This window comes from Ruegeria sp. AM2 (assembly GCF_056540685.1).
The window spans coordinates 106,340-122,711 of record NZ_JBQFXE010000001.1; the positions used below are offsets into that span (position 1 = coordinate 106,340).

18 protein-coding genes are annotated in these 16,372 nt (G+C 57.9%); 6 read left to right on the forward strand and 12 right to left on the reverse strand.

Annotation, left to right across the window (positions count from 1 at the left end; genetic code table 11):
• The first annotated feature begins 235 nt into the window (after nucleotides 1–235).
• The 3 genes from trmFO to gluQRS are packed head-to-tail and all read left to right on the forward strand — an operon-like array spanning nucleotide 236 to nucleotide 3,070.
• The gene (gene trmFO, locus ACR0CR_RS00570) at nucleotides 236–1,576 is read left to right on the forward strand and encodes a methylenetetrahydrofolate--tRNA-(uracil(54)-C(5))-methyltransferase (FADH(2)-oxidizing) TrmFO (protein WP_480595767.1); all 1,341 of its coding nucleotides are present in this window, start codon (nucleotides 236–238) and stop codon (nucleotides 1,574–1,576) included.
• Between the two features lie 37 nt (nucleotides 1,577–1,613).
• Nucleotides 1,614–2,228, forward strand: a complete 615-nt coding sequence (locus ACR0CR_RS00575; protein WP_480595769.1) for a class I SAM-dependent DNA methyltransferase — start codon at nucleotides 1,614–1,616, stop codon at nucleotides 2,226–2,228.
• Complete coding sequence (gene gluQRS, locus ACR0CR_RS00580) at nucleotides 2,225–3,070, forward strand: tRNA glutamyl-Q(34) synthetase GluQRS (RefSeq protein ID WP_480595770.1); 846 nt, start codon at nucleotides 2,225–2,227, stop codon at nucleotides 3,068–3,070. The genes ACR0CR_RS00575 and gluQRS overlap by 4 nt, the downstream gene beginning before the upstream one ends.
• A 9-nt stretch (nucleotides 3,071–3,079) precedes the next feature.
• On the opposite strand, the gene hisI is transcribed toward gluQRS, so the two are convergent.
• On the reverse strand, nucleotides 3,080–3,469 hold the full coding sequence (hisI, locus tag ACR0CR_RS00585; protein WP_480595771.1) for a phosphoribosyl-AMP cyclohydrolase: 390 nt from the start codon (nucleotides 3,467–3,469) through the stop codon (nucleotides 3,080–3,082).
• 48 nt (nucleotides 3,470–3,517) lie between these two features.
• Between hisI and ACR0CR_RS00590 the strand changes: the two genes are divergently transcribed.
• Nucleotides 3,518–3,970 (forward strand): iron-sulfur cluster assembly scaffold protein, encoded by a 453-nt coding sequence (locus ACR0CR_RS00590; RefSeq protein WP_480595773.1) that lies wholly within the window; start codon nucleotides 3,518–3,520, stop codon nucleotides 3,968–3,970.
• A gap of 56 nt (nucleotides 3,971–4,026) precedes the next feature.
• Complete coding sequence (locus tag ACR0CR_RS00595; protein ID WP_480595775.1) at nucleotides 4,027–4,665, forward strand: MarC family protein; 639 nt, start codon at nucleotides 4,027–4,029, stop codon at nucleotides 4,663–4,665.
• Nucleotides 4,666–4,849: 184 nt separating this feature from the next.
• Here ACR0CR_RS00595 and ACR0CR_RS00600 read toward each other — a convergent pair whose 3' ends face one another.
• From ACR0CR_RS00600 to sciP, 5 genes are all read right to left on the reverse strand, one after another.
• Nucleotides 4,850–4,972: a hypothetical protein gene (locus ACR0CR_RS00600; protein ID WP_480595777.1), complete on the reverse strand. Its 123-nt coding sequence runs from the start codon at nucleotides 4,970–4,972 to the stop codon at nucleotides 4,850–4,852.
• Between the two features lie 112 nt (nucleotides 4,973–5,084).
• A complete protein-coding gene (gene recG, locus ACR0CR_RS00605) occupies nucleotides 5,085–7,175 on the reverse strand; it encodes an ATP-dependent DNA helicase RecG (protein ID WP_480595779.1) in 2,091 nt (696 codons plus the stop codon).
• A complete protein-coding gene (gene ligA, locus ACR0CR_RS00610) occupies nucleotides 7,172–9,424 on the reverse strand; it encodes an NAD-dependent DNA ligase LigA (protein WP_480595781.1) in 2,253 nt (750 codons plus the stop codon). The genes recG and ligA overlap by 4 nt, the downstream gene beginning before the upstream one ends.
• A gap of 123 nt (nucleotides 9,425–9,547) precedes the next feature.
• Nucleotides 9,548–10,264 (reverse strand): response regulator transcription factor CtrA, encoded by a 717-nt coding sequence (gene ctrA, locus ACR0CR_RS00615; protein WP_480595783.1) that lies wholly within the window; start codon nucleotides 10,262–10,264, stop codon nucleotides 9,548–9,550.
• Nucleotides 10,265–10,350: 86 nt separating this feature from the next.
• On the reverse strand, nucleotides 10,351–10,644 hold the full coding sequence (sciP, locus tag ACR0CR_RS00620) for a CtrA inhibitor SciP (protein ID WP_480595785.1): 294 nt from the start codon (nucleotides 10,642–10,644) through the stop codon (nucleotides 10,351–10,353).
• A 130-nt stretch (nucleotides 10,645–10,774) separates the two neighbouring features.
• On the opposite strand from sciP, the gene mnmA reads away from it, so the two are divergent.
• Nucleotides 10,775–11,920, forward strand: coding sequence for a tRNA 2-thiouridine(34) synthase MnmA (gene mnmA, locus ACR0CR_RS00625; RefSeq protein ID WP_480595787.1), 1,146 nt, complete (start codon nucleotides 10,775–10,777; stop codon nucleotides 11,918–11,920).
• On the opposite strand, the gene ACR0CR_RS00630 is transcribed toward mnmA, so the two are convergent.
• The 6 genes from ACR0CR_RS00630 to ACR0CR_RS00655 form a co-directional block, all read right to left on the reverse strand.
• The gene (locus tag ACR0CR_RS00630) at nucleotides 11,917–12,498 is read right to left on the reverse strand and encodes a hypothetical protein (protein ID WP_480595789.1); all 582 of its coding nucleotides are present in this window, start codon (nucleotides 12,496–12,498) and stop codon (nucleotides 11,917–11,919) included. The genes mnmA and ACR0CR_RS00630 overlap by 4 nt on opposite strands.
• Nucleotides 12,498–13,655, reverse strand: coding sequence for a lipid-A-disaccharide synthase (gene lpxB, locus ACR0CR_RS00635; RefSeq protein WP_480595791.1), 1,158 nt, complete (start codon nucleotides 13,653–13,655; stop codon nucleotides 12,498–12,500). The genes ACR0CR_RS00630 and lpxB overlap by 1 nt, the downstream gene beginning before the upstream one ends.
• Nucleotides 13,655–14,449, reverse strand: a complete 795-nt coding sequence (locus tag ACR0CR_RS00640; protein ID WP_480595793.1) for an LpxI family protein — start codon at nucleotides 14,447–14,449, stop codon at nucleotides 13,655–13,657. Before ACR0CR_RS00640 ends, lpxB begins: the two co-directional genes overlap by 1 nt.
• 4 nt (nucleotides 14,450–14,453) lie before the next feature.
• A complete protein-coding gene (gene lpxA / locus ACR0CR_RS00645) occupies nucleotides 14,454–15,239 on the reverse strand; it encodes an acyl-ACP--UDP-N-acetylglucosamine O-acyltransferase (RefSeq protein ID WP_480595795.1) in 786 nt (261 codons plus the stop codon).
• Complete coding sequence (gene fabZ, locus ACR0CR_RS00650) at nucleotides 15,236–15,709, reverse strand: 3-hydroxyacyl-ACP dehydratase FabZ (RefSeq protein WP_480595797.1); 474 nt, start codon at nucleotides 15,707–15,709, stop codon at nucleotides 15,236–15,238. The genes lpxA and fabZ overlap by 4 nt, the downstream gene beginning before the upstream one ends.
• 72 nt (nucleotides 15,710–15,781) lie before the next feature.
• Entirely contained in the window at nucleotides 15,782–16,366 is a 585-nt protein-coding gene (locus tag ACR0CR_RS00655) for an OmpH family outer membrane protein (protein WP_480595799.1), read from the reverse strand.
• Nucleotides 16,367–16,372 lie beyond the last annotated feature (6 nt).

Consider the following 16,372-nt stretch of genomic DNA (forward strand, 5'->3'; position numbering starts at 1 on the left):
ATAAATCTGATGACTGTTCGCAATTTTTCACTTTCCAAAAGGGCAACACTGTGGCAATGGTGGGTCAAGGCTAGGGCCTGACACATACTTTTGGGTCGCCGTGGGCGGAAGGTCCCTCCAGGTTGGTTTCTCTCACTGACCGCGACATTCCCGCAGCGGCGACCCCAAGACCTCCTATATATTTGGTTCCCGATTGTCATTGCGGCGACGCTGTGTCTGCCCTATGTGGCAGCCCATGACAGAGACTTTGCATATTGTGGGCGGCGGCATGGCCGGGTCCGAAGCCGCCTGGCAAGCCGCCGAAATGGGCGTTGACGTGGTGATCCACGAAATGCGCCCCACGGTCGGCACATTTGCGCATCAGACCGGTAATCTGGCTGAAATGGTGTGTTCAAACTCTTTCCGATCGGATGATGACGAACAGAACGCTGTGGGTCTGCTGCACTGGGAAATGCGCGCGGCGAATGGGTTGATCATGACAACCGCAGACGCCCATCGCCTGCCCGCAGGCGGCGCGCTGGCCGTTGACCGCGATCCGTTTGCCGAGACCGTCACGGCCAAGTTGCGCAGCCATCCGCGTGTATCCGTGACAGATGAAGAAGTCACCACCCTGCCCGACACCGGACGTTGGATCTTTGCGACGGGTCCTTTGACCTCTGCCGCGTTGGGTCAGGCGATTCAGGCTGAGACCGGTTCAGATGCGCTGGCTTTCTTCGACGCGATTGCCCCGATTGTTTATGCCGAGAGCATCGACATGAGCCAGGCGTGGATGCAGTCGCGATATGACAAAGGCGAAACCGAGGAAGAGCGCACAGCCTATTTGAACTGCCCGATGGACCGCGATCAGTATGAGGCCTTTATTGACGCGCTTCTAGCCGCTGACAAAACCGAGTTTCATCAAGGTGAAACGGCGGGTTACTTCGATGGCTGTCTGCCGATTGAAGTGATGGCCGAACGTGGTCGCGAAACGCTGCGCCACGGACCGATGAAGCCGGTGGGCCTGACCAATCCGCATCAGCCGGATGTCAAACCATGGGCTGTGGTCCAACTGCGTCGCGACAATGCGCTTGGAACGCTGTTCAATATCGTGGGCTTCCAGACCAAGATGAAGTACGGTGCGCAGACCGAAGTGTTCCGCATGATTCCGGGGCTTGAGAATGCAAGTTTTGCTCGGCTGGGTGGCATTCATCGCAACACGTTCATCAATTCGCCGACCTTGTTGGACGCTCAGATGCGGCTGAAATCGCGGCCCAATATTCGCTTTGCCGGGCAAATCACCGGCGTCGAAGGCTATGTTGAAAGCGCCGCAATGGGTTTGCTGGCTGGACGCATGGCGGCCACCGAGATCCTCGGAAAGCCTCTGCCAGAAGTTCCGCAAGACAGCGCCATGGGTGCATTGATCCATCACATCACCGGCGGGGCCGAGGCCAAGACGTTCCAGCCGATGAACGTGAATTTCGGCCTTTTCCGCCCGGTCGAGGGGCTAAAAGGTGGCCGTCGGGGCCGCAAAGACCGCTACAAAGCCTACACTGATCGCGCCAAATCGGCTTGGACAGACTGGCTCACACATTGCTGACTGGACGGCACAGGGGTGCTGGGCCTAAAATAAGGGTATGACCAAGAAATTCCTTGCAGATACCTATGGGTTGGACACGCCTCAGGACACCCGGGATCACTATCAGGAATGGGCGGCCTCGTACGATGATGAGGTCGGAGAAAACGGGTATGTCACGCCCGGTCGCGTGGCCGCTGCTTTACGTTCAATCGTTCCGGACGCCCAAAAACCAGTTTTGGACTATGGATGCGGAACTGGCCTGTCGGGGCGCGCGCTCTACGACGCCGGGTTTCGGGTGGTCGACGGTATGGACCCGACACCGAAAATGTTGGAGGGCGCAGCCGCCAAAGGCGTCTATCGCAATCTGATCAGCTTTGAAATCACTGATCCCCAACCTCTTCTGCCTAATGCGTATTCCGTGATTGCGGCGATCGGGGTAATTGGTGCCGGAGCCGCGCCGCCCGAAACCTTTGATCTGCTCATGAACGCTCTGCCGAAAGGTGGGTTCTTGGCCTTTTCGTTCAACGATCACACGTTGGAAGAGCGCGCCTACACAGCGCGCCTCAATGATTGGCTGGATATGGGGCATGCGCGGCTGTTGTTTCGCGAATATGGCCCGCACTTGCCCGGTCTCGGCATGAATTCAGACGTCTATGTCATAGAAAAAGCGTGACATTTACTACTCGGTTCGCACCTTCGCCGACAGGACCCCTGCATCTCGGCCATGCCTATTCAGCGCTTTTGGCGCATGACATGACAAGGTCCGAAGGGGGTGCGTTCCTGTTACGGATCGAGGATATCGACCAATCCAGAGCCCGCCCGCGTTGGGAAGACCAGATCTATGACGATCTTGCTTGGTTGGGGCTGCGGTGGCCAGAGCCGGTCTTGCGACAGTCGGGCAGATTGCCGAACTACCGTGCAGCATTGGACGCGTTGATCGCACAAGGTTTGGTGTACCCGTGTAGGTGCAATCGTTCGGACATTGAAGCCGCCGCCGGAGCTCCGCAGGAAGGCGTGCCACAATTCGGACCTGACGGGCGCATCTACCCCGGCACCTGCCGCCAGCGGGTTATGACGGACGCTGGCCCCGATGACGTGTTGCGGCTGAACATGCAAAAAGCTGTCGCGTCAACGCGACTTGGATCATTTCAAGAAACGGGTGATGCCTTCCGCGGCGTGCACGACCTCGACCCCAAGCAGCTTGTGACCACCGTCGGTGACATCATTCTGGTTCGTCGAAACATGGGCAGTTCCTATCACCTGTCGGTGGTTGTTGATGATGCCGAACAAGGAATTAACCATGTTGTGCGCGGAGAGGACCTGTTCGACGCCACCCAAATCCACGTACTACTGCAGCGTCTGCTGGGCGTGCCGACGCCGGTTTATCATCACCATCGGTTGATCCGTGACGACACAGGCAAACGTTTGGCCAAACGCGACGACGCACGAGCCATTGCCAAATACAAGGCCGAGGGCGCCTCACCGCAAGACATTCGGGCGATGGTCGGGCTTTGACCGGCTCAGCTATTCCATCGGAGCCATCAGTTCGACTTCTTCACCATCACGAACGGCTGTGTAGAAACAACTCCGTCGGTTGGTATGGCACGCAGGCCCGGTTTGACGGACCAGAACCAGCAGGCAATCCCGGTCGCAATCCACGCGGAAATCGACCAGTTCCTGTATGTGGCCCGAGCTTTCGCCTTTGATCCAAAATGCCTGCCGTGAGCGGGACCAATACGTAACCCGCCCGGTCGTCAACGTTTGTTCAACCGACTGCGCGTTCATCCAGGCCATCATCAGGACCTCTCCGGTCCCTTCATCCTGGGCAATTGCGGGGATCAGTCCGGCCTCGTTGAACTTTAGACTTGAAACATCAAACGCGACATTCGCCGACATGGTAAAAACCTTTTGCATCCCAGATTCAGGTCACTATGTATGGGGAACGGACAAAGAGGGAAAGCCATGAGCGGCGAGACCGACCTTATCAAGCTGTATTCCGGGCGCATTCTGGCCCTTGCAGCCGACATTCCGCACCTTGAGCGACTGGAAAACCCTGACGCAACCGTCAAAAAACGCGCACCATTGTGCGGGTCGACAGTTGCCGTTGATGTCAATGTCGAAGACGGAAAAATCACCGCTTTCGGACAGGACGTAAAGGCCTGTGCATTGGGGCAAGCCTCGGCCTCGGTCGTCGGTAGCGCGATTGTCGGCGCGACTCGGGCACAAGTCGAAACCGCCCGAGATCAGTTGTCGGCCATGCTGAAGAAAGACGGCCCTGCCCCGGATGCGCCATTCGATGGGCTAGAAGTTTTGATGCCAGCGCGTGATTACAAAAACCGTCATGCCTCGATCCTGCTGGCGCTGGAGGCAACCGCTGAAGCGATGGAAAAGGCCGAACAGGCCAACTGCGCCTAACCGTGGTGTTTCAAAGCATTTCCGTCTAGGCTCTCGTCAAATCGGGGAGAGTCCGTTTGGATAAGTTGCTGGAACACTTTGTGACCCTTTGGGTCGTTATCGACCCGATCGGCACGATCCCCGTGTTTATTGCCGTCACTGCTGGGCTCGAAGTTGCCGCGCGACGGCGTACCGCTTTGCTGGCGGCACTCATCAGTGCCGGTGTGCTGTTGTTCTTTCTGGTTTTTGGCCAATTGCTGATCGAGGCTTTGGACATTGGCCTGAACTCGTTTCAGGTCGCGGGCGGCATCATTCTTTTCCTTTTTGCGCTGACAATGATCTTTGGCGAAAGCAAACAAGAGCTTGAAGAGCGAGAGGCGAAAGAGGACCAGAAGGACAAGATGCATCAGCACAACCCTGCGATTTTTCCGCTGGCTGTGCCGTCATTGGCTTCGCCCGGCGCGATGCTGGCCATTGTCATCCTGACTGACAACAGCCGATATAGTGCCACAGATCAGGGCATCACAGCGTTGGTCATGTTATCGGTGATCGTCATAGCTTTCGTGCTGATGCTTCTGGCCGAGCCTATCATCCGTCTGATTGGACATTCAGGCGCCGCTATTATCAGTCGCGTTATGGGCATGATCCTGGCTTCGGTTGCGGTGAATTCCGTGCTTTCGGCGCTTTTGGAAATTCTCAAAACCGGTCAGTTATAAAAAAGCCGCCGCACCTTCCGGGCGGAAAGGGCGGCGGCAGGTTATGCGTGTCTCGTATGGGGTCCGGATACTGCGCGGGGCCGAGGCTGGCCCCTTCAAGGGGTATGGGATAGGCAGGTCACCCTTGACTGATATGGGGACGACAAGCGCAGGGTTTTCGGTACGAGATCGCAGGCAGAAAGGGTCAGAATCCAGTGGGCAGGTGAAGAGCGACCATCAGCATGACAACCAATGAGACTGCACCGATCGCGTCCTGCAGGAACGTCGATTGTGAACGGCTGAACGCGGTCTTAATCTGGGTCAACATGGTCTCACCTCCGTTCTGGATTTAACTCTTTGTTGACCTTTTGTTCTCATATTTTTCCATTGCGGTAAAGAACTTTATGAGAACATTTGTGAACTTTTTTGGCGGCAGCTACTTAACCTACTGAAATCAAACGGATCGCCTGGTCCTGCTTCATCAACCACAACAGAACACGCGCCGCGCGGCCTCGGTCTGACGTGAGTTTCGGGTCTGCCGACAGCAACGCGCGCGCATCCGACTGCGCAACTGCCATAAGCCCGGCCTGTCGTTCCAAGTCTGCGATGCGGAACTTTGGTAACCCGGATTGAGCCGTCCCGATCAGGTCACCCGCCCCGCGCATTTGCAAGTCGGTTTCGGCGATGCGAAAGCCATCCTCGGTTTCGCGCAGCACTTCAAGCCGTTTGCGCCCGCCTTCACTGAGCGGGGGTTGATACATCAACAAACAGGTCGAGGCGTCCTCGCCGCGTCCCACTCGGCCGCGCAACTGGTGCAGCTGGGCCAGTCCGAATATCTCGGCCCGTTCGATCACCATGATCGTTGCGTTGGGGACGTTGACGCCGACCTCAATTACCGTTGTTGCAACCAGAACCTTGGTTTGACCGGATTGAAACGCAGCCATGGCCGCGTCTTTTTCGGCAGGCGGCATCTGTCCGTGCACCAAGCCAACCGCTTGATCCCCCAGCAATGCCCGCAGTCGCTTGAACCGTTCTTCCGCCGCCGTCAGATCGGACACTTCGGATTCGTCAACCAAGGGGCACACCCAGTAGCTTTGCTTTCCGGCTTCAATCGCGCCGCGAAGATGCGCGACGACCTCTTCCATCCTTTCGGTGCTGACGATCGCAGTTTTGATCGGTTTGCGCCCAGGCGGCTTTTCATCCAGCACGGACACATCCATGTCGCCATATTGCGCCAAGGCCAGGCTGCGAGGGATCGGCGTGGCCGTCATCACCAGCACATCCGCCCCCTGCCCTTTTTCCGAAAGTTCCATCCGCTGGCGAACACCAAACCGGTGCTGTTCGTCCACAATGGCCAGTCGAAGAGCGTGGAAGGCCACATCGCTTTGGAATACGGCATGCGTGCCAACCAGAATCTGGATGTCACCACGCCTTAGGGCGTCCAGCTTTGCCTTGCGTTCCGCGCCTTTGTCTCGGCCCGTCAAAATCTCCAACACGACCCCGGCGTCCTCGGCCAGCGGGCGCAGCCCTTCCAGATGCTGACGCGCCAGGATTTCGGTTGGGGCCATCATGACGCCCTGCCCGCCAGCTTCGACCGCGACCAGCAATGCCATGAACGCCACCAGCGTTTTTCCCGCCCCGACATCCCCTTGCAGCAGCCGGTTCATGCGGGCGTCAGACGCCATATCCTGGGTGATTTCGGAAATCGCGCGCGTTTGGGCGTTGGTGGGGCGATACGGTAAACTCCTGAGAACCTTGGATTGCAGTGCGCCGGTTGCGACACTCACAATGCCGCGCGCCTTTCTCTCTCGCTGGCGCGCGAGGGCCAATGTCAACTGGTGCGCCAGCAGCTCATCATAGGCCAGACGTTCCCGCGCGGGTGCAAACGGGGCGACGTCATCCGCCCCGCTTGGGTTGTGGGCGGTGTTTATGGCTTCAAGCCAACTCGGCCAATTTTGCTGTGCCACTTGCGCCGGGTCGGCCCATTCCGGAAGGTTTGGCGTGCGTGACAAAGCGCTGCGCGACGCTTTGAAAGCCGTCTTCTGCGTCACCCCCTGGGTCAGATGATAGACCGGTTCGAACTCCGGCAAGTCTGCGGCTTGGTCCACCGGGACCATATGGTCGGGATGCACCATCTGGGCCATGCCATCAAACAGCTCAAGCTTGCCTGATACCACGCGGCGCGAGCCCTGCGGTAGAACCTTGTTCAGGTAGTCTCCGCGTGCATGAAAGAAGACCAATTGAAAATCAGATTGGCTGTCCTCGACATGCACCCGGTAAGCGCCACCCTTGTTGCGTGGCGGACGGTGCGGACCGACCGTTACCTCTACCGTCAAGGTCGTAGGCAGATCTGCGCCCTGAATGGTGTCGCGCCGCCTGCGATCAATGACCGCGTAGGGCAGTGCGAACAACACATCGCGCGGCGACTCGATCCCCAATTGGCCCAGAAATTGCGCTGTTTTGGGGCCAACACCGTCCAGAGTTTCCAAGCCCGCAAACAGCGGAAACAGCTCTTCGGGGCGGCCGCTCATGCATCCCCGATCAGCTGAATCCAGCCGTCTTCGTCCAACGTTTCAATGCCAAGGTCTGCCGCCTTCTTCGCCTTTGACCCTGCCCCAGGCCCCGCCACAAGCAAATCGGTTTTCTGACTGACTGATCCTGAGACTTTGGCCCCTAACGCTTCGGCCCGTGCTTTGGCTTCGGCCCGAGTCATTTTTTCCAACGTTCCGGTAAACACGACGGTTTTTCCAGCGACAGGGCTTTCCGATGCCGGAGCTTCTGGCGGGACGATTGTCAGATGTGCCCGCAAAGCATCAAACGCCCGGCGTTCGTCTGAGTTCGCAAAGGCGTCCGACAACGAGAGGCCAAGCGTTGCACCAATCCCATCAATTCCGATCAAGTCAGACCAAGCACTGACAGCCTCGACCGATGGATTCAGTGCATTAAATGCGGCAGTCCGCGCGTCCTTTAAGTTCGCCTTGCGGCCTTCGGTGCTTGCTGCAACGCGCTCTTCCTCCTCGGCCTGATCCGCCGCGCGCTGTGCCAGCGCCGCCGGTCTCGCGGTATCGATTGCCTGCGCCATCACATCCCATTCGCGGTAATACAACGCCAGATCCCGCGCGCCGACTTCGCCCACGTGCCGGATGCCCAAAGCGAATAACAGCCTCGCAAACGGAATCGTTCGCTTGTTCTCGATTGCCGCGAACAAGTTGGCCGCAGAGGTCTCGCCCCACCCGTCGCGATTTTTCAGGCGCGCCACGTTTTGAGTGTCCCGCTGCTGCAGTGTGAAAATATCGGCAGGCGCGTTGATCGGCAAAACCGGGTCATCGTGGAACATTTCGATCTGTTTAGCCCCAAGACCCTCGATATCGAATGCCTTGCGCGAAACGAAGTGCTTGAGTTTTTCGACCGCCTGCGCCGGACAGATCAGCCCACCTGTGCATCGCCTGACCGCATCGCCGTCTTCGCGGATGGCGTCACTGTTGCATTCAGGGCAACGGTTCGGAAACTGGTATGGCTCGGTGTCATTGGGGCGTTTCGAAAGATCCACGTCCGAGATTTTGGGGATGACGTCACCAGCACGATAGACCTGAACCCAATCGCCCACGCGGATATCCTTGCCGTCGCGGATCGTGCCGCCCTTTGCATCGCGCCCGGAGATGTAGTCCTCGTTATGCAGCGTCGCGTTGGACACGACAACTCCGCCCACTGTGACAGGGTGCAACCGGGCAACCGGGCTGAGCGCGCCCGTGCGACCGACCTGAATGTCAATGGCCTCAAGCCGAGTCCAGGCCAGTTCGGCCGGAAACTTGTGCGCAATTGCCCATCGAGGGGTGGTTGAGCGGAAACCCAATCTGGACTGCAGCGCAAGGTCATCGACCTTGTAGACAACGCCGTCGATGTCATAGCCCAGCGTCGACCGTTGTGCTTCAATCGTACGGTAATGATCCAGCATTTCGCTGGTTGAATGGCACTGTCGGGTCAGAGGATTGACCTGAAATCCAAATGACCCCAGCCGTTCGATTGCGCCGGTCTGCGTGTCCGCCAAAGGCTCGGACAGCTGACCCCAGGCATATGCAAAAAACCGAAGCGGGCGCGATTTGGTTATCTCGGCATCCAACTGGCGCAACGATCCCGCCGCAGCGTTGCGCGGGTTTGCAAATGTTTTTCCGCCAGAGGCAGTTTGGCGGGCGTTGAGTGCATCGAAATCCTCATGAGACATGTAGACCTCGCCTCGGACCTCCAGAACGTCAGGTGCGTTTTCGATCCGCTGCGGAATGTCCGAGACGGTGCACGCATTTGCCGTGACGTTCTCACCGACTTCGCCATCGCCGCGGGTCGCCGCCTGAACCAATTGCCCGTTTTCGTATCGTAGAGAAAGCGACAGCCCATCAATTTTTGGTTCGGCGGTGTAGGAGAGTATCTCGCCGTCAGCCATCCCCAGGTACTTTCGGACTGAGCGGTCAAAGTCCTGCACGTCTGTATCGTCGAACGCGTTGCCCAACGACATCATGCGTACTGCATGTGTAACCTTGGTAAATCCATCAGTTGCACGTGCGCCCACCTGATCAGTTGGGCTGTCGTCGCGTTTGAGTTCGGGAAAACGCGCTTCTATTTCCGAGTTGCGCCGTTTTAGCGCATCATAAGCGGCGTCTGAAATCTCGGGGTCGTCTTCCGCATGATACAGCCGGTTCGCGCGCTGCAATTCGGTGGCGAGTCGCGCCAGTTCCTGCTGCGCCTGATCTTTGGTCAGGTCTGATACCGGAATGGTCTCGATCATGGCCTCGCCCTGTCACGTAGTCTTGGACCTCAGTGATAGGGCGAGGCCATGGCAAGGTCCAGTGGTGTGCTGAGCCGTGAGTGATGATGCCGCCCTGAACCTCCGACGGCAATCTACGGGTATTCAGGCGCCGACGGCCATTCTGGTTTCGTCTACCGTGTTGGATTGCGGGTCGCGCAATACGTATCCCCGGCCCCAGACGGTTTCTATATAGTTCTCGCCGCCCGTTGCATTGCTGAGCTTTTTGCGCAGCTTGCAGATGAACACGTCAATGATTTTCAGTTCCGGCTCGTCCATGCCGCCGTAGAGATGATTCAAAAACATCTCCTTCGTCAAAGTTGTCCCCTTGCGCAGGCTCAAAAGCTCCAACATCTGATATTCCTTGCCCGTCAGATGCACGGTCTTGCCTTCGACTTCGACCGTTTTGGCATCAAGATTGACCGCAATTCGACCCGTATGAATTACAGACTGCGAATGACCTTTGGAACGTCGGATGATGGCGTGAATTCTCGCCACAAGTTCCTCGCGGTGGAAGGGTTTCGTCAGATAGTCGTCTGCCCCGAAGCCAAATCCTTTGATCTTGCTTTCCGTGTCATCCGCACCTGACAGAATCAGGATGGGCGTTTCGACACGGGCGATACGCAATTGCCGAAGGACCTCATGCCCGTTCATGTCCGGCAGGTTCAGGTCCAGCAGAATTAGGTCGTAATCATATAGCTTTGCCAGATCGATCCCTTCTTCGCCAAGATCCGTCGCATAGACGTTCAGGTTGGCGTGGGTCAGCATCAGTTCAATGCTCTTGGACGTGGTTGGATCATCCTCGACAAGAAGTATACGCATTCTACTGCTCCAATTTTTGGGTCAAATTTTCCTGTTCAAACCGAGCCTGATCAAAAATGGTTAATCTGACGTTACCGTTGAATCATTTATTCCCTTTCACCTTTAGGTTGTCGATATTTTTTTAGGGTGGTCGCCTTCAAGGCGTCGATTCCATGTTCAGCAACCGCAGAAACCCACGCATTAAATTCCTCATCACTGATGCCATATCTTTTTTTTGCCTCAGACAGAGTGATCAACCCGTATAGAACGCCCCGCACGACCACGACCTTGCGCGACGCCACCCAACGGCTTGTCTCCGAGGGCGGCAGGTCGGCGCGGGTCAAAACCGAGCCGTCCGGCAAGGTAACCGATCTTGGCCCATCAACTTTGTGCAAATACATCTTTCCGGCCCTTTTCTTGCTGCGACAAAGTTGCGACCAGTCTACTTAACGTCGTGTGAAACCGCCCCTTGAGAGTGTCTAAGATTTTCCTATATTCTGCCGGTCTTCATTAACCCTGACTGGAATCGATATGGCCCTCGATGCCGAGACCCCTCTGAACTCACTTGGCTTTGCCAAACCGCCCTCGGAGACGCGGGTCGTTGTGGCCATGTCCGGTGGTGTGGATAGCTCTGTTGTGGCCGCCTATCTGGCTGATCAGGGGTATGATGTCGTCGGTGTGACGTTGCAGCTTTACGATCATGGCGCTGCGCTGGCCAAGAAAGGCGCGTGTTGCGCGGGGATCGATATACACGACGCGCGGCGGGTCGCAGAAGAACGCGGGTTTCCGCATTACGTGCTGGACTATGAAAACATCTTCAAAGACGCCGTGATCGATGAATTCGCCGACAGCTACCTGGCCGGCGCGACACCGGTGCCGTGCATCCGTTGCAACGAGCGAGTGAAATTCAAGGATCTGCTGGAAACAGCCAAGGACTTGGAAGCCGATTGCATGGCGACCGGGCATTACATCCAGCGCAAGATGGGCGCGAATGGGCCGGAGCTTCACAGCGCCGAAGATGCGAACCGGGATCAGTCGTATTTCCTGTTCTCGACCACACCGGAGCAATTGGACTATTTGCGCTTTCCTTTGGGCCACCTGCCCTCAAAGGACGCTACACGAGAGATGGCGGCGCAGTACGGTCTGGCCGTCGCGGACAAGCCCGACAGTCAGGACATCTGTTTTGTGCCCAACGGCAACTATGCCAGCGTGATCGAAAAACTGCGCCCCGGCGCCGCCGAACCTGGTGAGATAGTTCACGCCGACGGCCGTGTGTTGGCGCGGCACAATGGTGTCATTCACTACACGATCGGTCAGCGTCGCGGCCTTGGCATTGGTGGGCTGAGTGAGCCGCTCTATGTGGTTAAGCTCGACGTAGACAAAAAGCAGGTTGTTGTCGGCCCGAAAGAGTTGCTGGCCACGCGTACTGTTCCTGTTCGCGAAATCAACTGGCTTGGCGATACGCCATTTACGTCGCAGAAGGAATGGCAAGTCTCGGTCAAAGTGCGTTCCACGCGCCCCCCGACCGAGGCGATCATTCGCCCGCTTTCGGAGACCACGGCCGAAGTGGAGTTGCTGATGGCTGAGGAGGGAATTTCTCCGGGTCAGGCCTGTGTGTTCTATGAAACCGGCGGCAGCCGCATCTTTGGTGGCGGCTGGATTTGGCGCGGCTACTAGATCGCGTCCGTCCACGAGTTGCTAAGAATATAGAGCCCGGCGCAGATCATCACATAAGGCACCAGCGTTTCAAGGCGGCGCGCGAGGCCACCGCTCATTAGGGGCGTTCGCGCGCCGAACAGTCCCAATGCGGTTAACGTCACGGCGGCGGCGCTGGCTCCGATCACACCGGCAACTCGGAAGCTTTGCGTCGAATCCGCCAGCAATGGCGCGAGAACCGCGAATGTGTCCATCGACAGGCTGACGAACAACAACATCGTCACCAGCACAGACGCGCCGGATGAGACGCTGGGATCGGCCCCACCATCGGACCCTCGGAATTGCCGGTAAACGCCCATAAGCCCTAGGCCCAAAGGGATCACGCCAAGATATCCGGCCCAATGGGGCACGACGTCGTCCACACCAAGGGCCAAGAGTAGCGCGGCCAGAATGATCAGCACCTGCGCCAGCAGGAATCCGGTAACCGCGCGTCGTGGTCCCGAGACCATCATCAACGCAACCAGCGCCGCCAGATTGTCGAGATTGGTCAGAACCTGCGCAGTAAAGGCCGAGGCGCCAAAGGCCAGATGTTCCAGCATCAGGCGTTCATCCGCTCCAGAACCGCGCGGGCGGCCCGCAGGCCCGGTGCCTCGCCCCCGCGTCCGAGGCGGTCCATGGTCACGGTCATCGCCTCACGCTGCGCATCAGGTGTTTGCGATACTTCTGTCAGCGCCCGCGCAATCTGTTGCGGTTCACAGTCATCCAGCAGGCATTCGGGCACTGCGCGCGTGTCTGAGACCAGATTGACCAGAGTCACCGTCTCAAGCTTCACCATACGTTTGGCGATCAGCGTCGTCAGCCAGTTCAGATTGTACGCAATCACCATCGGCGTTGCCTGAGCAGCGAGCTCGAGCGACACGGTGCCTGAGGCTGCCAAAGCAATGTCGGCGCCCGCGAAGGCGGCCCGTTTCAGCGCTTGTGCGTCATCCGACGGCATGTCGCGCGGGTCCAACACCACTGTCTGACCAGGCCAGTCGCGGGTATGGGTCGAAACAGTATCGACCATATGCGCCACCGAGGGTACAACGACACGCATATCTGGACGGTCTTTCAAAAAAAGCGATAACGCTTCGCCAAACACCGGGGCTAGGCGATCAACCTCGCCCCGGCGTGATCCGGGCAAAGCCAGGACGTAGGGCGCATCTTGCAGATCGTAGGTGTTGCGGAAGTGGGCGATGTCGTGATCGGTCGCAATCGGCTCGTTGACCACCGGATGACCAACGAAGTCGCATTCCATCCCTGCGCGCTCCATATAGGGCGGCTCAAAGGGCAGCAGGGCCAGAACGTGGTCGATCACCTTGGCCATCTTATCCGCCCGTCCCGGTCGCCAAGCCCAGACGCTGGGGGCAACGTAGTGGACGGTACGAATGGTGCTGGCCGCATTGACAATCTTGGCAACGCGCAGTGAGAAATCGGGACTGTCGATTGTGATCAGCACATCCGGCCTGGTATCCAGCACAGCCTGCGCGGTCTCGGAAATCCGACGCTTGAGGTGAAAGTACTTGGGCAATACCTCGATCAACCCCATCACGCTGAGTTCTGACATCGGAAAGCGGCTGTTCAGACCCTGAGCTTGCATCAGCGGACCACCGACTCCGTCAAACTCAATATTAGGCGCCAGCGCCTTGAGCCCTTCCATCAACGCGCCACCCAGCCGGTCACCAGAGGGTTCGCCAGCGACCAGAAAGACACGCATCAGATCGTACGCTCGCGTACGGCCAGAAACAGGCCAAGGCGATTGCATTCCTCGACGACCCGCTGCCGCTGCAGGACGATCACGCCGCCTTTTTCGATCACGATACCGGACAATCCAGCAGCAACGGCTGCAGAAATGGTGTCGGGCCCAATGGCGGGCATATCCGCGCGGCGGTCTTGATCGGGTTTGGGGCCTTTGAACAAAATACCACCGCCCGCATCCGGGCGTTGGGTCAGTGATTGAAGCATCCAGGCGGTTCCATAGATGCTTTCAATCGCAAGCGCCTGGCCGTTCAGAACGACGCAAGCCTGACCAATATCTGCGGCTCCCATGGAACGCAATATGCCTGCCGCGCGATCGGCGTCTGAAATATCGGCCTCGGACGGCTGAGCTTCTGTCGGACAGCCAAGCGGTGGCAACAGATCTGGCGCGATCTCATGCGCAGCCTGAACACGCAGGCCCGCACCTTCGATAATTCCGATTACTGCACGCAATGCGCCATCGTCGCCGGACATAATCGCCTTTTGCAAGATCGGAACCAACGGAATCGTCGCCGCATCAATACGCTCGGGGTTGACCGTGGGGCGGCGTACAGCCCCGGCCATGCAGATTTCCGAAATACCGCGCGCTTTCAAATCAGCGAGAAAACTGCCCAGCTGTTCCAATGGGAAAACAACGTCCGGAGACAGATTGTCAGGCTCAAACCCTTCCAACGCGCATATCAGGGGCCGTTCGGGCAGATGTGCCACAACCTCATCCGGCAAACCACCCGTTCCCGCGATCAGCGCTAGCATCAGATTACTTCCTTGGCGTCAGAAATGAACGGTCGGTTTCGCCGGTTACAAACTCGACGATCTGGCGCACATAGTCGCTGTCGGAGTCCTCGCCCAAGCGTTTCGCGCGGTCCATGAAAGTGCCGTCGCCCTCGGACAACTCGCGAAACGCCGCGCGCAGAGCAGCGATGTCCGCCCGGGCAATCCCGCGGCGTTTCAGACCAACGAGGTTCAGCCCGTCAAGCTCGCCACGCGGAGCCTGAACCAATCCATAAGGAATCACGTCGTTGGCAACCATGGTCAAAGCCCCGATGATGGCACCCTGCCCGACGCGGACCCACTGGTGCAGGCCCGAGATTCCGCCAACAATCACATCGTCCCCGATGACACAGTGACCGGCGGCACCGGCGTGGTTCACCATGATCACACGGTCACCGATCTGAACGTCGTGGGCGACATGGACCCCTGCCATCAGCAGGCAGTCGTCCCCAATACGGGTGACACCACCACCACCTTCTGTGCCGGTATTTATCGTCACATGTTCGCGAATGCGGTTTCGTTTGCCGATTTCCAGACGAGTATCTTCGCCGCCGAATTTCAGATCCTGCGGGATTTCTCCGATCACCGAGAAGTTGAAGATGATGCTGTCTTCGCCAACGCGGGTGTCCCCGGTCACGACGACATGAGATTTAAGTTCCACCCGGTCGCCGAGGCGAACGCGCGGGCCGACATAGCAAAACGGACCGATGGTGCAGTCCTGACCGATCTGCGCCCCGTCCTCGATAATCGCGCTGGGGTGAATGTTGCTCATGTTGTTTTTTCCATGTCCCAATCGACATAGGCCGAGAATTCGGCTTCGGCAGCAACTTCGCCTTCAACGGTGGCGCGGCCCGCAAACTTGAAGATCTTTCCGCCTTTCTTACCGCGAACAGTTTCGACGTGCATTTCAAGCACGTCACCGGGGATGACTTTGCGGCGGAATTTGCATTTGTCGATATTCATGAAATAGATCAGCAACTCGCTGTCGATCACATCCATACCCACACCCAGCATGACACCGGCGGTCTGCGCCATTGCCTCGACGATGGTGACACCGGGCATAATTGGCGTGCCGGGGAAATGGCCCTGAAAATGCGGCTCGTTCATGGTGACATTCTTGATGCCCACCGCCGACTGATAGCCCGAGATATCGACCACTTTATCGACCAGAAGGAACGGATAGCGATGCGGCAGGATACGCTGGATCAGCTGAATGTCGGCACTCTGGGTTTCCGTGGTCATGGTGCGGATGTCCTGTTCTGGAAGTCTCGTGTTCGCGTGGTTAGCAATACGTGGACATTAGGGCAAGCCAAGCTAGTCGTTATCTCTCTGCTCAAGAGCGGTGCCGTCTCCGATTGCAGCGTCGATCCTGGCAATGGCAGCGTCTGTAATATCCGACGCATCCGAACTGAGCACCACATTTGCGCGTTCGATGACAATCGACGCCCGGGATTCGCGCAGAAGCTCGATCAGAATGGGCTGCGCCATCTCAAAGAACGTGCCGCGCGCCTCCTCGCCCCGGCGGGCCAAAGCGTCCAACTTGGCGCGTTGACCTTCGCGGTGGGATTGAACCTTTTGGTCAAATGCTTCGGCAAGCGGACGGAACTCAGGCGGTGTCAGAGTGGCGCGCTTGACGGTCAATTCTTTTTCTTCCTGACTGAGCTCTGCGACGATGCGTTCGTTTTCCTGCGCCAGCAATGCGCTTTCGGCATCGATCTCTTCGAAAACGCGCCGACCAAAGGCAGAATCGGAAAACAGGCGCTCGCTCGAGATGGTCAGAACTCCGGATTGCGGAACGCCAAGCTGCTGGGCGACTGCGGTTGATCCGACAATCGCCATTGCCAAAACGCACAGGGCCCAAACCGGGCCCTGCAGCTTTTGAACAAACCCAAAGGCCATTCGTGA

What these genes read in the sequence shown, in the direction of transcription:
- trmFO (WP_480595767.1), top strand. Translation starts at nt 236, where the DNA reads ATGACAGAGACTTTGCATATTGTGGGCGGCGGCATGGCCGGGTCCGAA.
- ACR0CR_RS00575 (WP_480595769.1), top strand. Translation starts at nt 1,614, where the DNA reads ATGACCAAGAAATTCCTTGCAGATACCTATGGGTTGGACACGCCTCAG.
- hisI (WP_480595771.1), bottom strand. Translation starts at nt 3,469, where the DNA reads ATGCAAAAGGTTTTTACCATGTCGGCGAATGTCGCGTTTGATGTTTCA.
- ACR0CR_RS00590 (WP_480595773.1), top strand. Translation starts at nt 3,518, where the DNA reads ATGAGCGGCGAGACCGACCTTATCAAGCTGTATTCCGGGCGCATTCTG.
- ACR0CR_RS00600 (WP_480595777.1), bottom strand. Translation starts at nt 4,972, where the DNA reads ATGTTGACCCAGATTAAGACCGCGTTCAGCCGTTCACAATCGACGTTC.
- recG (WP_480595779.1), bottom strand. Translation starts at nt 7,175, where the DNA reads ATGAGCGGCCGCCCCGAAGAGCTGTTTCCGCTGTTTGCGGGCTTGGAA.
- ligA (WP_480595781.1), bottom strand. Translation starts at nt 9,424, where the DNA reads ATGATCGAGACCATTCCGGTATCAGACCTGACCAAAGATCAGGCGCAG.
- ctrA (WP_480595783.1), bottom strand. Translation starts at nt 10,264, where the DNA reads ATGCGTATACTTCTTGTCGAGGATGATCCAACCACGTCCAAGAGCATT.
- sciP (WP_480595785.1), bottom strand. Translation starts at nt 10,644, where the DNA reads ATGTATTTGCACAAAGTTGATGGGCCAAGATCGGTTACCTTGCCGGAC.
- mnmA (WP_480595787.1), top strand. Translation starts at nt 10,775, where the DNA reads ATGGCCCTCGATGCCGAGACCCCTCTGAACTCACTTGGCTTTGCCAAA.
- ACR0CR_RS00630 (WP_480595789.1), bottom strand. Translation starts at nt 12,498, where the DNA reads ATGCTGGAACATCTGGCCTTTGGCGCCTCGGCCTTTACTGCGCAGGTT.
- lpxB (WP_480595791.1), bottom strand. Translation starts at nt 13,655, where the DNA reads ATGCGTGTCTTTCTGGTCGCTGGCGAACCCTCTGGTGACCGGCTGGGT.
- ACR0CR_RS00640 (WP_480595793.1), bottom strand. Translation starts at nt 14,449, where the DNA reads ATGCTAGCGCTGATCGCGGGAACGGGTGGTTTGCCGGATGAGGTTGTG.
- lpxA (WP_480595795.1), bottom strand. Translation starts at nt 15,239, where the DNA reads ATGAGCAACATTCACCCCAGCGCGATTATCGAGGACGGGGCGCAGATC.
- fabZ (WP_480595797.1), bottom strand. Translation starts at nt 15,709, where the DNA reads ATGACCACGGAAACCCAGAGTGCCGACATTCAGCTGATCCAGCGTATC.
- ACR0CR_RS00655 (WP_480595799.1), bottom strand. Translation starts at nt 16,366, where the DNA reads ATGGCCTTTGGGTTTGTTCAAAAGCTGCAGGGCCCGGTTTGGGCCCTG.